Origin of the sequence: Sphingorhabdus sp. SMR4y, from assembly GCF_002218195.1 — a bacterium.
Lineage (GTDB): Bacteria > Pseudomonadota > Alphaproteobacteria > Sphingomonadales > Sphingomonadaceae > Parasphingorhabdus.
In genome coordinates, this window is sequence record NZ_CP022336.1 from 460582 (window position 1) to 473228 (window position 12647).

The 12647-nt window shown below is 57.2% G+C and carries 18 protein-coding genes, 1 tRNA gene and 1 pseudogene; 8 read left to right on the plus strand and 12 right to left on the minus strand.

Translation table 11 applies throughout. The features are described from left to right. Nucleotides 1-49: 49 nt before the first annotated feature. On the minus strand, nt 50-790 hold the full coding sequence (locus SPHFLASMR4Y_RS02120; protein WP_089132090.1) for a FadR/GntR family transcriptional regulator: 741 nt from the start codon (nt 788-790) through the stop codon (nt 50-52). A 182-nt stretch (nt 791-972) separates the two neighbouring features. Here SPHFLASMR4Y_RS02120 and SPHFLASMR4Y_RS02125 point away from each other — a divergent pair, with 182 nt between their 5' ends. The 3 genes from SPHFLASMR4Y_RS02125 (at nt 973) to SPHFLASMR4Y_RS02135 (ending at nt 2953) form a co-directional block, all read left to right on the plus strand. Beyond that, on the plus strand, nt 973-2235 hold the full coding sequence (locus tag SPHFLASMR4Y_RS02125; protein WP_089132091.1) for a cytochrome P450: 1263 nt from the start codon (nt 973-975) through the stop codon (nt 2233-2235). A gap of 30 nt (nt 2236-2265) precedes the next feature. Further along, a complete protein-coding gene (locus SPHFLASMR4Y_RS02130; RefSeq protein ID WP_089134619.1) occupies nt 2266-2592 on the plus strand; it encodes a 2Fe-2S iron-sulfur cluster-binding protein in 327 nt (108 codons plus the stop codon). Between the two features lie 70 nt (nt 2593-2662). After that, on the plus strand, nt 2663-2953 hold the full coding sequence (locus SPHFLASMR4Y_RS02135) for a hypothetical protein (RefSeq protein WP_145955438.1): 291 nt from the start codon (nt 2663-2665) through the stop codon (nt 2951-2953). On the opposite strand, the pseudogene SPHFLASMR4Y_RS02140 reads toward SPHFLASMR4Y_RS02135, so the two are convergent. Then, nucleotides 2903-3112, minus strand: a pseudogene (locus SPHFLASMR4Y_RS02140) (IS3 family transposase); the annotation flags it as partial. The gene SPHFLASMR4Y_RS02135 and the pseudogene SPHFLASMR4Y_RS02140 sit on opposite strands and share 51 nt — an antisense overlap. A 649-nt stretch (nt 3113-3761) precedes the next feature. Between SPHFLASMR4Y_RS02140 and SPHFLASMR4Y_RS02145 the strand changes: the two are divergent. Further along, on the plus strand, nt 3762-3947 hold the full coding sequence (locus tag SPHFLASMR4Y_RS02145) for a hypothetical protein (protein WP_089132093.1): 186 nt from the start codon (nt 3762-3764) through the stop codon (nt 3945-3947). A gap of 244 nt (nt 3948-4191) precedes the next feature. Here SPHFLASMR4Y_RS02145 and SPHFLASMR4Y_RS02150 read toward each other — a convergent pair. Both SPHFLASMR4Y_RS02150 and folK read right to left on the minus strand, forming a co-directional pair. Beyond that, nucleotides 4192-4267, minus strand: a tRNA-Lys gene (locus SPHFLASMR4Y_RS02150). 45 nt (nt 4268-4312) lie between these two features. Continuing rightward, nucleotides 4313-4843, minus strand: a complete 531-nt coding sequence (gene folK, locus SPHFLASMR4Y_RS02155; RefSeq protein ID WP_089132094.1) for a 2-amino-4-hydroxy-6-hydroxymethyldihydropteridine diphosphokinase — start codon at nt 4841-4843, stop codon at nt 4313-4315. A 117-nt stretch (nt 4844-4960) separates the two neighbouring features. Between folK and SPHFLASMR4Y_RS02160 the strand changes: the two genes are divergently transcribed. From SPHFLASMR4Y_RS02160 to SPHFLASMR4Y_RS02175, 4 genes are all read left to right on the plus strand, one after another. Then, nucleotides 4961-5512, plus strand: coding sequence for a superoxide dismutase family protein (locus SPHFLASMR4Y_RS02160; RefSeq protein WP_260807037.1), 552 nt, complete (start codon nt 4961-4963; stop codon nt 5510-5512). A 35-nt stretch (nt 5513-5547) separates the two neighbouring features. After that, the gene (locus tag SPHFLASMR4Y_RS02165; RefSeq protein ID WP_089132096.1) at nt 5548-6012 is read left to right on the plus strand and encodes a low molecular weight protein-tyrosine-phosphatase; all 465 of its coding nucleotides are present in this window, start codon (nt 5548-5550) and stop codon (nt 6010-6012) included. A 234-nt stretch (nt 6013-6246) separates the two neighbouring features. After that, nucleotides 6247-6981, plus strand: coding sequence for a Bax inhibitor-1/YccA family protein (locus tag SPHFLASMR4Y_RS02170; RefSeq protein ID WP_089132097.1), 735 nt, complete (start codon nt 6247-6249; stop codon nt 6979-6981). A gap of 155 nt (nt 6982-7136) precedes the next feature. Then, nucleotides 7137-7910, plus strand: a complete 774-nt coding sequence (locus tag SPHFLASMR4Y_RS02175; protein WP_145955439.1) for a hypothetical protein — start codon at nt 7137-7139, stop codon at nt 7908-7910. A 76-nt stretch (nt 7911-7986) separates the two neighbouring features. Here SPHFLASMR4Y_RS02175 and SPHFLASMR4Y_RS02180 read toward each other — a convergent pair whose 3' ends face one another. The 8 genes from SPHFLASMR4Y_RS02180 to SPHFLASMR4Y_RS02215 form a co-directional block, all read right to left on the minus strand. Beyond that, entirely contained in the window at nt 7987-8601 is a 615-nt protein-coding gene (locus SPHFLASMR4Y_RS02180; protein WP_089132099.1) for a glutathione S-transferase family protein, read from the minus strand. Between the two features lies 1 nt (nt 8602). Continuing rightward, entirely contained in the window at nt 8603-9334 is a 732-nt protein-coding gene (locus SPHFLASMR4Y_RS02185) for a helix-turn-helix transcriptional regulator (protein WP_089132100.1), read from the minus strand. Further along, entirely contained in the window at nt 9334-9705 is a 372-nt protein-coding gene (locus SPHFLASMR4Y_RS02190; RefSeq protein ID WP_186266020.1) for a VOC family protein, read from the minus strand. Before SPHFLASMR4Y_RS02190 ends, SPHFLASMR4Y_RS02185 begins: the two co-directional genes overlap by 1 nt. A gap of 105 nt (nt 9706-9810) precedes the next feature. After that, nucleotides 9811-10602, minus strand: coding sequence for a VOC family protein (locus SPHFLASMR4Y_RS02195; protein WP_089132102.1), 792 nt, complete (start codon nt 10600-10602; stop codon nt 9811-9813). Between the two features lie 12 nt (nt 10603-10614). Next, nucleotides 10615-10998, minus strand: a complete 384-nt coding sequence (locus tag SPHFLASMR4Y_RS02200; RefSeq protein ID WP_089132103.1) for a DUF1428 domain-containing protein — start codon at nt 10996-10998, stop codon at nt 10615-10617. Between the two features lie 18 nt (nt 10999-11016). Then, on the minus strand, nt 11017-11493 hold the full coding sequence (locus tag SPHFLASMR4Y_RS02205; protein ID WP_089132104.1) for an SRPBCC family protein: 477 nt from the start codon (nt 11491-11493) through the stop codon (nt 11017-11019). Between the two features lie 24 nt (nt 11494-11517). Next, on the minus strand, nt 11518-11991 hold the full coding sequence (locus SPHFLASMR4Y_RS02210) for a VOC family protein (RefSeq protein ID WP_186266021.1): 474 nt from the start codon (nt 11989-11991) through the stop codon (nt 11518-11520). 17 nt (nt 11992-12008) lie between these two features. After that, nucleotides 12009-12632, minus strand: a complete 624-nt coding sequence (locus SPHFLASMR4Y_RS02215) for a TetR/AcrR family transcriptional regulator (protein ID WP_089132105.1) — start codon at nt 12630-12632, stop codon at nt 12009-12011. Between the last annotated feature and the right edge of the window lie 15 nt (nt 12633-12647).

Genomic DNA, 12647 nt, shown 5'->3' on the forward strand with positions numbered 1-12647 from the left:
TTCCTCTCCGCATGGATGCCTTTTGGCACGCTTCAATTGGTTACAACTGCTAAATTTGCCCCCATTTGACCCGTTGGGACACCAGTTCCGGGCTGCGTTCCGCAAGATAGGATGCCGAGCCCGAGACGAGGCGGCTCATCGCCTGCCGTGCAGCTGCCTGGTCGCCAGTGCGCACCGATTCGAGAACGCGGCGCAAAAATCGTAGTTGGACCGCTCGCTCTTGTGCCGAATACCCCAGCGAGTTCGAGAATTCGCGGGTCAGCAAATGCATCGTCGAGGTTAGCAAGCCAAAGAGCGGATTGCCGCTTGCCCAGCCAAGCAGGTCGTGAAAACGGCGGTTCAGTTCCTCGAAATTATTGTCGGCTTCATTGCGCTCCAGTTCTTTGAAGCAATCGGCAAGTGCACTCAGGTCGCCCGTGGTCGCGCGCAGCGCGGCATAGGCAGCGACATCGGGCGCAATCGCCTCGCGCAGTTCCAGCAATCCGCGCAGGTCCGCTTCCATGAAATGCAGGATCAGCGACAGGCTATTGGCGAAATCACCAGTCTGCGGGCGTGCCACCACCGGCCCGCCTCCGCGCCCCAGTTGCAGGTGGATCACGCCCTGGAGTTCCAGGAAGCGCAAGGCTTCGCGCAAGGTCGCACGGGCAACCTCGTAGCGCGCCAGCATCTCGTCCTCGTGCGGCAGCCGGTCCCCAGGAGAATGCGCCCCCGCCTCGATGTCGCGCACGATGTTCTGGGCGAGCGATAAGGCGCGCTTGGTTTTCTTCACTGTTTCGACCTGCGGCTGCATCGTTGCCCCTTGGCTAAAGTCGTATAACATTTAAAAGCGTTCAATGCCCGCTGTCAATGGCCTTGAAACGATAGGGCGGGGTAAAAAGTAGAAAATATTATAAGCTTTCTTGACAAAAATCGGCTAGACCATTATTTTTGTAAGATTAGGGCAGGATTGCTTGCGGGAGAGGAAGACAGGATATGAATACCCAGATCATGGAAATGGATACTGCAGACAAGATCGCCGCGATTCCGATTGAAGAGATCGACGTTGCCCGGCCAAGCCTGTTCCAGAACGATACCATCGGATTGTTCTTTGACCGGCTGCGCAAGGAAGATCCGGTTCATTACTGCCGCGACAGCTATGTCGGCCCTTATTGGTCGATCACCAAGTTCGACGACATCATGGCGGTCGATACCAACCACAAGGTGTTCTCGTCCGAGGCGAAGCTTGGCGGTATCGCGATTCAGGACATGCATTCGGTTGAGGGTGCGCTTGACCTGGAAATGTTCATTGCCATGGATCCACCCAAGCACGATCAGCAGCGAAAGGCTGTGACGCCCTCGGTCGCGCCGTCCAACTTGCAGCTGCTGGAACCGATCATTCGCCAACGTGCCGCCAAGATTCTCGACGACCTGCCGGTCGGTGAGGAGATTGACTGGGTCGACAAGGTTTCGATCGAATTGACCACTATGACGCTCGCGACGCTGTTCGACTTTCCCTGGGAAGAACGGCGCAAGCTCACCCGCTGGTCGGACATCACAACGGCTGCGCCGGAAACTGGCATCGTCGAATCCTACGAGGCGAGGCGCGAAGAGCTCATCGAGTGCGCAATGTATTTCAAGGGACTGTGGGAACAGCGCATCAATGAGGAGCCAAAGAACGACCTGATCTCCATTATGGCGCACTCCCCGGCGACAAGGGACATGCCCTTCCTGGAATTTCTGGGTAACCTTCTGCTGCTCATCGTGGGCGGCAACGACACGACCCGCAATTCGATCAGCGGAGGCGTGCTGGCTCTTAATGAGAACCCCGATCAATATCGCAGGCTGTCGGACGACCCTTCGCTCATTGGCAGCATGGTGCCGGAAATCATCCGGTGGCAGACGCCGCTGACCCATATGCGCCGCACTGCGCTCCAGGATTGGGAGATCGGCGGCAAACAGATTAAAAAGGGCGACAAGGTCGTGATGTGGTATCTCTCCGGCAACCGCGACGGCAGCGTCATCGACCGAGCGGACGAATTCATTATCGACCGCAAAAATCCGCGCCATCACCTCTCTTTTGGCTATGGAATTCATCGCTGCATGGGCAACCGCCTCGCCGAACTGCAACTGCGTATCATCTGGGAAGAGATTCACAAGCGTTTCTCAAGGGTCGAAGTGACAGGCGAGCCTGAGCGCCTGTATTCAAATCTGGTGCGGGGAATCACCAATCTGCCGGTGCGTTTGCATGCCCGCTGATTGTCCGAACCAAATATTGCGGAGATAGAAATGGTAAAGGTAACGTTCGTCGCGAGCGGCGGAGAGCGCCGGGAAGTCGAGATCGACAAAGGCGAAACCGCGCGCGAAGCGGCATTGTTCAACGACGTGCCGGGTATCGACGGCGATTGCGGAGGCGTTTGCGCCTGCGCGACCTGTCACGTCCATGTCGACCCCGAATGGATCGACAAGGTCGGTCGGCTGCACGAAGACGGGATGGAAGCCGAGCTGCTGCAGTTCGCCGAAGGCACTACAGAATACAGCCGCCTCGCGTGCCAGATTCCGATGAAGCCGATGCTGGATGGCCTAGTGCTTCACGTGCCCGAACAGCAATATTGATCCATCGAGATAGGTCTCGCAATCCTCGCCCAATCGATGGAGAAGCAACCCTGATCCTCAGATGGAGACCATGATGGCGACCCAGCTGAAAGAGAACACCCACGCGGACGACGACGCGTTTCGGACAGAAGTACGCGAATTCCTTGCCGAAAACTTCCCGGAAGAACTTAAGGCCAACTTGCTAGCAGGCCTGAAAATTCCGACAAACGAAACGCCTCTCCATACAAAATGGCGTGAGTCATATCGGTGCTCGGGGCTGGGCACGCCCAACTGGACTTGTAACGGTTTGGTTCCGGTCGCTTGTCTTTCATTATGCCACCTTAGCTTCGAAAGCCAAGGGGCTTATGCCGCCCAGATATGAGTGGCGCCTTCGGGTGTTGTAGAACCCGTTGATGTATTGGAAGATGGCAGCCTCAGCCTGACGGCGTGTTGGCCAGCTTTGCCGCCAGATCAGCTCCGCCTTGATCGTTTTGAAGAATGTCTCCGCCGAGGCATTGTCGTAGCAGTTGCCCTTACCGTTTCCAATTCAAACTATGCAGAAGTCGGATCAAGCTGTATTTCAGAGGTTCGTGCGATCGAGGTGATCCGCGACAAGGGCCTAGCCACAACGCCGTTCCTGTCTTTTGGTGACCCTAATCGCATGGAAGGGCGCGGAATTGACGGCTCATCCCCATGTGGTGTGATCGACCAGCAGGTCGTTCAAGCCTGACGTGCGACTGCCACTTTCTGAAAATAGTATAGGAAAGCCTGATTTGTCATGCCAAGATCGCTCAATTGAAATTGTTTTCAATTGAACCTATTTGGTTGATCTTTTTGACCATGTTCTAGAATGAGCGTGAAATCCATAGGGTGCGATGAGAACAAAAAGAGAATATCCGCACTTACATTGCACTTACAGCGGTGATATAAGAATTCAGCATTTTGAAAAAATGGCTGAAAACTGGCCGGGACGAGAGGATTCGAACCTCCGATCCCCCCCCCCCCCCCCCCAGCATCGACTGCTCAGGATAACGCGATCATCTTTAGTCAGGATTGTTCAATCAGTGTTTATTTTTGTCAGAAAAAAAGATTACCATGACACATCTTATTCGTCTGCCCTCTGGTGTTGTTTCGCTGAACACCTAAAGCTCTTGTTCGCATCGCAATTTGAATCGTGATACAACGCAACTATGACCAAGCCAGATCAAGCAACATTGAAAATTGTGGCGGCGCTAATTCGAACCCGCATGGACCGCCTTTCCGGCGATCAGCGACTTGATGGTCTAGAGCGCCTTGGAGCATATCGTGAGTTCAATCAATTGGCGAAAGATCTTGACGCGACCGCAGTCGAGTTTACTCGCGACGAGAAATGGTAGCAGGCACCGCTACCAGAAATCGTTTTAACATTTATCACTGTTTTGTATCACTGTTTTGGGTTGGATGGTTCGTTGGTTTAGCAATCAACGCTGTTGTATTCCCTACCTTTGAAAGAACTGGTCCATCATCAGTTCTTTGAATATTGGAATTTCTTCCATTTGCTACCCAAAATGCTACCCAAGTTGCAAATATTGCAACTTCGAATATCATTCTGTCAGAAAATCGTTTATTTTCAACGTATTATGGTGAGCCCTGCTGGGTTCGAACCAGCGACCTACTGATTAAAAGTCAGTTGCTCTACCGACTGAGCTAAGGGCCCCCATGACAGGCTGTGCGCTGCACTGTGCCTTCGGGAAGCGCTTCCCTAGTGGCGCTTTCTTTCATGGTCAAGCGGCTTTGGCGCTTTTTCCGGACGTTTTTTGGGTCGGCGGTTGCGCGCGGCGAGTTGGGCGATGGTCAAGCCGGTCAGCGGGTCGCGCCAATCGCCCGCGATTTCTGCCGCCGGCCCGAGGACGAAGCGGCGTTCGCGCATCATCGGATGGGGAATGGTGAGGGCAGGGCGGTCACCGGCAAAGGCGCCGTCGCTCCACAATATTATGTCAAGATCGAGAACCCTGCGGGACCAGGCCTGGCCGCGGCGCGGGCCGAATTGCGCCTCGATCCGCTTGAACAATGTCAGCAGGGCAGGCGGCGGCGCGTCGGTTTCGATGATCGCTGCGGCATTGGCATAGCTGCGCTGGGACGGGCCGACCGGGCGGGAGGCAATGATGGTCGATGTGGCACAGACCGTCAGGCGTCCGGCATCCATCCGCTGCAATGCCGTCGCGACAACGGCGCGCGGCGCGCCGAATCGCCGGTGGCGCTGGTTCGAACCGAGGGCGATCAGGTAGTGCATGGGCGGCAATCGGGCTCCTGTGCGATGCGGAGAGGGCCGGACTGGAACAAATGGTTCCAAGCGAGTGGATCGGCTGCTATCATGCAATCAATATAAGGGAAATCAAGGAGAAGCTTTGTGGGTCAGCTACATATCGGTTTATCGGCCATGGTCCTGTTGTCGCTCGCGGCTGCCGGATGCAGCCAGGAAGGCGTGTCCCCGGGCGAAGTCAGCGGCAATGTCGCACGGGCGGCTCTGGCTGGAGCGGACGGCACGGCCTATGGCGAAGTGATTGTGGCCCAGGGTGACAATGGCCTGCTGGTCAATATCACCGCCAGGGGCATGTCTCCGGGGCCCCACGGCGTGCATATCCACCAGACAGGAAAATGCGAGGGACCCGATTTCAAATCTGCCGGTGGTCACTGGAATCCGTCCGACAAACAGCATGGATTCGACAATCCGCAAGGCGCGCATGCGGGCGATTTTTTCAATCTGGACATAGGCGCAGACGGCACTGGCGCACTGGAAGCGACGATTTCCGGCGCTTCTCTGAGTGACGGTGACAATCCCCTGCTCGATGCCGACGGTGCGGCCTTCATTGTCCACGAGGGACCGGATGATCTGAAGACCGATCCGTCCGGTGACAGCGGTGGCCGGCTGGCCTGCGGTGTATTTGTCGGCGGGCGCTAGTCCGCCTGCTGGGGTGTTTGTTGTAGAGTAGTTTTATGAACCCATCGATCCTGTTTGTCTGTCTTGGCAATATTTGCCGCTCGCCGCTGGCCGAGGCAGCCCTGCGTCAGGAATGTATGGATTCAACGCTGAATATCATCGTCGATTCAGCCGGCACCGGCGACTGGCATGCCGGACAGCCCCCGGACGAGCGCGCGCAGGCGGTGGCGGCGCAAAATGGCGTGGACATTGGCCATTTGCGGGCGCGGCAGGTGAAAGCATCGGATTTTCGTGATTTTGATCATATCATCGCCCTGGACAATCAGAACTTGCGCGATCTCAAAGCGTTGCGACCGGCCATGGCGGTTTCGCAACTCTCGCTGCTCTTCGATCATGTCGCGGGCCGGGCGGGCGAGGATGTTGCCGATCCCTATTATGGCGCGGCCAGGGATTTCGAGCAGACCTGGGCAGAGGTAAGCGAGGCGGCCCGGAATATCCGCAAATGGCTGGAAGCCGGTTGAGAGGAAAAGCGGCCGGCAGTCGACCGCCGACTATCGGCCCGATGGATTGCGGCAACTGCTTCGCGCTGAATATTTTATTCGATAATTCTCTGGCGCAATAGATGCCATCTATCAAATCTGGCGGGAAATTTTTGGCAAGCCAGGGCGGTTTCCCTTGAAATAAATACGCTATTACCCGATATTGAAACCAATAGAGCCGGTTTGTCGGCTCGCTTATTTGAGGAGTATGCAATTATGGCTTGGCAAGATCCAAGAACAACCTTCGGGCAGGCCCCTGCGGGCGCTGCACCCCAGACGCAGGTCGCGTTTGATGAAGGCCTGCGCAGCTACATGCTCAAAGTTTATAATTACATGGCCAGCGGCGTGTTGCTGACCGGCATCGTCGCGATGCTGTTCGCCAGCTCCGGTCTTGCACAGGATATCATGTTCGGTGGCGGACCGCTGAAATGGCTGATCATTCTATCGCCACTGGCGATCGTCTTTGCGATGAGCTTTGGCCAGAATAAATTTTCCACAACCACGCTGCAGGCGATGTTCTGGGGATTTGCGACGCTCATGGGCCTCTCGATGTCGACCATCTTCCTGGTCTATACCGGCGCGTCCATCGCCCAGACCTTCTTTGCCACGGCGGCGGCCTTCCTCGGACTGAGCCTCTACGGCTACACGACCAAGAAGGACCTGTCCGGCATGGGCAGCTTCCTGATCATGGGTGTGATCGGCTTGCTGGTCGCAATGGTCATCAACATCTTCCTCCAGTCGACGATGATGCACTTCGTCATCAGCGCGATCGGGGTTCTGGTGTTTGCCGGTCTGACCGCTTACGACACGCAGCGGATCAAGAGCATGTATGCCTATGTCGCGGGAACCGACATGGTCGGCAAGACCGTGGTTCTGAGCGCGCTCAGTCTCTATCTGGACTTCATCAACATGTTCCAGTTCCTGCTTACCTTCATGGGCAGCCAGGAATAGGCCGCAAGCCAACTGCCAACATGTGAAATCACCGAAAAGCCCGGCAGGAAACTGTCGGGCTTTTTCTTTTGGCGCTTCGTCGAGATTTGCGCGCAAATGCTGGACATTCATCATCGTGAATCATAAGGAAATGGCAGTTGTTCTGGGAGAAAATCATGATGCCGCGTTTGAAGGATCTGCGTCTTATTTTGGTAGCTGGCGGACTGGCTCTGCTCGCCGCCTGTCAAACGCCGCCGCCACCACCACCGCCACCGCCCGCTCCGGTTGTCCAGCCGCAATATACGCCGCGCGCGCCGACTCCGCCGTTCGGGGCGAGCCATCTGGCGATCGTGCCCGCGCTAAGGGCCGACGGCTTGCGCGAGACGATCAATCGTGATCTGGGGCCGCTCGAGACCCTGTGGCATGTGCGTGCGGCATTGAATGTCGCTGCGCTGAGCTGCACCGGCCCGCTCTACGAACGTCTGGTGGACGATTATAACGCGTTCATCAAGAACAACAGCGCTTCCTTGCGCAACGCCAATAATGCGATCATCCGGAAGTTCCAGCGTGACATCGGCAGCGGCTACAAGACCGAGCATGACCGCCATCAGACACAGCTCTATAATTACTGGTCCTTCTCGCCGCTGCGCCGGCCCTTCTGCGATCAGGCCGTGCAGGTCAGCCAGCGCGCAATTGTCACCAAGTCGGCCGACCTCAATCAGTTTGCAGCAGCGGCCTTGCCCGAGCTGGAACAACCGTTTACCGATTTCTATCTTGCGTTTGAAGAATATAAACGCGCTTTGCACGCTTGGCGGGTGCAATATGGGGACCCCACAGCCCCCGTTGATCAGTTGGCTAGTGAACAGCCGGCAGTCGAGCAGCCAGCTGACGAGTTACCAGTTCTCGAACAACCCGCTCTCGATTACGAGCAGCCGGTTCCCGGTGATTGAAGCGCCGTCAAGCGGTTTGAAAAAAGGCCAGAGGGGAACGCCCCTCTGGCCTTTTTTCTTGCTTTTGACCGGGTGATCAGCCGTTGTCGGCAATCAGAGTGTCATCGATGGCCTTCGCCGCATTATAGGCGTCGCGGCTTGTCAGCCGCTCGGCATAGGCAAGGAAACTGTCCCGGGTGGGCAGGGTGCCAAATTGCGTCCCCCAGATGACCTGCGCGCCGACATAGACGTCGGCCATGGTGAAGCGAGGGCCGCAAACATAGGGATCGGTTTGAAATTTTGCATCGAGCACGTCGACCACATGGTCATAATTGCCGTAACCGGCCGTCATTTCCTTGTCCGGTGGCACGTCAAAGCCCAACGTCCGGTTGGTGATCGCTGCTTCAACAGGGCCGGCGGTAAAGAAGAGCCAGCGGAAATAGTCGGCCTGCTCGTCGCTTTCCGGCGCGAGGCCCGCTTCCGGGAAAGCTGCTGCAAGATAGGCGCAGATCGCCGGGCCTTCGGTCACCACCTTGCCGTTGTGCGCTATTGCCGGAACCTTGCCCATCGGATTGATCGCGAGATAGTCCTCCGCCTTCATTGAAGTGCCATATTCGAGCAGCACCTGTTCATATTCTGCCCCCGCTTCATGCAGCGCCCAGCGGGCGATCTGGCCGCGCGACATCGGATTGGTGTAGAATTTCAGCGTCATATCAATTGTCTCCTCGGTTCTTGTCGCAGCTTGTCTCTGCTAGATCTTGTTCGTATTTCTCTTTGTGCTGCCTTGAAAATTCGTCAAGCGAGCGTTCCGGCGTCGACCTGTAAATTTCGCCGGTCGGCGTGAGACTAGACATACGGTCGAGCCGGAACGTGCGGAAATCATCGCGCAATTCGCACCATCCCACGAGCGTCCAGACCTTGCCCCAGAACCACAGCCCCAGCGGCTGGACGGTCCGCCTGGTGAAGGCGCCATTCTCGTCGCAATATACCAGAGCCACTGTTTCCCGGCCTTCGATCGCGTGCTCGCAGCGATCGATCAACTCCCGGGACTGCCCGGCCAGTCCGATGCTTGGCGAGAATATCTTCGTGTCTCCGACCCGGCTGCGCTCCGCTTCCGGCAAAACCGCCTCGATCTTGACCAGCGCCTCCTCCGCTGCCGCCATCATCGCCGTGCCGCCCCACGCCTTGACCATCCGTGCGCCGGTGACCAGCGCGACGATCTCGTCTCGCGTGAACATCAGCGGCGGCAGGTCGAAACCGCTGCGCATGATATAGCCGATGCCGGCTTCGCCATCGATCGGCACGCCGGTGGACTGGAGATCGGCAATGTCGCGATATATTGTACGCTCGGAAACTTCGAGGCGCTCGGCCAGGTTGGCGGCTGTCACGAGCCGGCCACCGCGCAGATACTGGACAATCTGGAACAGGCGGTCGGCTCTGCGCATCAGTCGTTATATTTGAATATGGCTATTGAATTGCCTTCGGTGTCTTTGGCATAGAAAAAGGCTGCGGCAGGCAGGGGAATGGGTTCGGAAACCACTTCACCACCACCGGCCTTGATCCGCTCCATTGCATCGGCAAGTTCACCTCCGGTGGAGAAATGCGGGGTAGATCCATCGCCGGATGTTGCAGGCTTTCCCTGGTAGATGTGCCCGCACAGCGTGTCTCCCTTGCTCGGGATCATGAGCATTTTTTGCGGTCCGTCATTGGCCTCGACCAGGGATGTCTCGAGTACGGTTTCATAAAAGTCTTTGGCGCGGTTGAGGTCGGTTGCGGGAATTTCCACCCACACCAGCCTGTCTCTTGTCCCGGTCATCAGCTTGCTCCTCCTTTTTGATTGAACAAGCATCGAATATCATAACCCTCCTGACAGCATCATGTCAGGAGGGTTTCTAGATGTGAAGACGGTATCGCGAACTGTCTACTTTCGCGCGCCGATCAATGCGAAGGCTGCACCCTGCGGATCGACCGCATTGAGCTGGAACTCGCCGCCCGGAATTTCCGTCGGTTCAAGCCTGATCTGGCCGCCCTTGGCGATAATGGTTTTTACCGCTTCATCAATGTCAGCCACCCGGAAATAATAGGTCCACGCGGAAACCGGCATTGCGTCCGGCTTGTCCATCATCGCGCCGATCATGAAATCATGGCGAAGAAAATTATACGTGCCCATCGGACCCATATCCATCTCTCCTTCCTTCTCCCAGCCGAACAGATCGTGATAGAAGTTGAGCGCGGCGGGCGTGTCGCTGGTGGCGAGCTCGTTCCAGGCGCAATGGCCGATCATCGGCTCGGTCGCCGCAAAGGCGAGGCTGGTTGCATCGGGTTTCTCGGTCGGCGGGCTCGGCGTCATCACATAGAATATCGCGCCTTGCTGATCTGCGACCATTGCGAACCGTCCGACACCGGGAATGTCCTGCGGCTGCACATGGACGCTGCCGCCCGCAGAGGATATCGCGTCTGCCATACGGTCGACGTCCTCGACAGTGACATAGCCGAGCCAGCAGGGCTGCGCGCCATTGGCCGTCATTTCCGGCGTCAGCGGTAGCAGGCCGCCAATTCCTTCGCTTTTCATCGAAAATTCCCGATAGTCCATGCCGGCCTGGCCGCTATCGGCGAAGTCCCAGCCCAGCAACGCCCCATAGAAATCCTGTGCGGCGTCGGCGTCGCTGGTCAGCAATTCATACCAGATGAAATCACCATGTTTGTTGGCCATGGGTCCTGCTCCTCATTTGCCGAGCGTGACGACGGGCTGAAAGCCGCCGAAGATCATCCTTTTGCCGTCGAAGGGCATCGGGTTCTGCACCGGATCCATCCTTGGATCGGCGTTGTCCGGATCTTCCATCATCGCTTCCAGTTTTTCCATGCCGGCGTCACGGGTTGCCTTGTCGGGCCATTCGATCCAGGAAAAGACGATGCTTTCATCGTCGGTCGCTTTCACCGCCTTGCGGAAATCGGTGGTCTTGCCTTCCGAGATGTCATCGCCCCAGCATTCGACCACTCTGGTCGCCCCCATGTCTGTGAACATGCTGTCCGCCATGTTGGCATGATCGATAAATTTCTGCTTGTCGGCGGTGGGCACCGCGATCACAAATCCGTCAATATAGCTCATTTTCCTCTCTTCCGTCTTTTAATCCTGGCTCTCGCAAATGTCGGCCAACTGGTCTGCCACCGCTTTCCAGCCGTCGGCAAAGCCCATGTCCTCGTGCTGTTTTTTTGCCTCTGCGGTCCAGTGGCGGGCGCTCGCGGTATAACGGGTGCCGCCAGCTTCCGGTGCGATCTCGAAAATACCGATCATGAACGGGTTTTGCGGTTTCAAGTCGGCTGTGACCGCATCGGTAAAGGCAAAACGCTTGCCGTCGACTACCTCGAGAAAAATGCCTTCACCCTCGTGACGCTCGCCACCGGGGCCGTGCATGATTGTACAGGAACGGCCGCCGGCGCGCCAGTCCTGCTCGATAATCTCGGTTGTCCACGGCTTCGGACACCACCATTCGGCCGTCCGCCGGGTCATCACGGACCAGACTTTTTCGGGAGGCGCGGCGATCAGGCGCGTTACGGATAGTTCGAGCGTTTCGGCGCTCTCTTTCGGGTTTTCATCAGACATGTTCGATCCTCCGGTTGCAATCTCTCAGCCTATCGCCGCCTCGATTGTGGCAATGTCGATTTTCTGCATCGGCATCATCGCTTCAAAGGCGCGCTTGGCAATGTCTCCGCCCTGCGCCATCGCGTCGGTCAGCGCGCGGGGCGTAATCTGCCAGTTGATGCCCCATTTATCCTTGCACCAGCCGCATTGGCTCTCGCTGCCACCGTTGCCCACGATCGCGTTCCAGTAGCGGTCGGTCTCGTCCTGCGTGGCGGTATGGACCTGAAAGGAAAAGGCTTCGGTGTGCGGAAAGGCCGGGCCACCGTTCAACCCGAGGCAGGAAACCCCCAGCACGGTAAATTCAACGGTCAGCTCGTCGCCTTGCTTGCCGCCGGGAAAATCGGCGGGAGCGAGATGCACCGCATCGACCCGGCTGTCTGGAAAAGTCTCCGCGTAAAATTCGGCGGCTTCGCGGGCAGCGTGGTCGTACCAGATGCACATTGAAATCTTGCCGGTCATTATCCTCTCCTCCTTGCTCAGCTCGATATGTTGAAAATTGCCTCGATATATCTGCGCAAATGACGAACGCTTTCGCGCGCTTTTTCCGGATCTCCCGAAGCCTTCGCGATCACAAAGGCGCCCTGCAAAACGGTCTGAACGTGCCAGGCCACGCTTTCCGCAGTGATATTGTCGCGAATTCCGTGGCGGTCTATCGCCGCCTGGACATCGACCGCCAGTGCCTCGCAATAGGCGGCGATGCTTTCGCTGCTGGCCTCGCGGAGCGCCTCGTTGCTCGCAAAAGTCTCCTGCGCCATCGTGCCGACAAAACAGGTAAAGCCTTCCGCAGGACCGTCGATCATCGCCATCCGCATGTCGATATGGCCGAGCAGGCGTTCGAGCGGGTCCTCAAGCCTGGTATAGGGCGGGAGTTCGAACAGCGGAGCCGCGCGCGCCGTCCATTGCGCTGCGGCAGCGACACCCAGATCTTCCTTGGAAGGGAAATGGTGAAAAAAGGCGCCCTTGGTCACGCCGGCGGCGGCGCAAATCTGGTCGACTGTCGTAGCTGCATAGCCCTGGCGACGGACTAGATCATGCGCGGCATCGATCAGCTTTGTCCTTGCTGTGATGCGTCCGGGGGAAGGGGATCGACTCGCGTTCATGGCGAGAACATACCA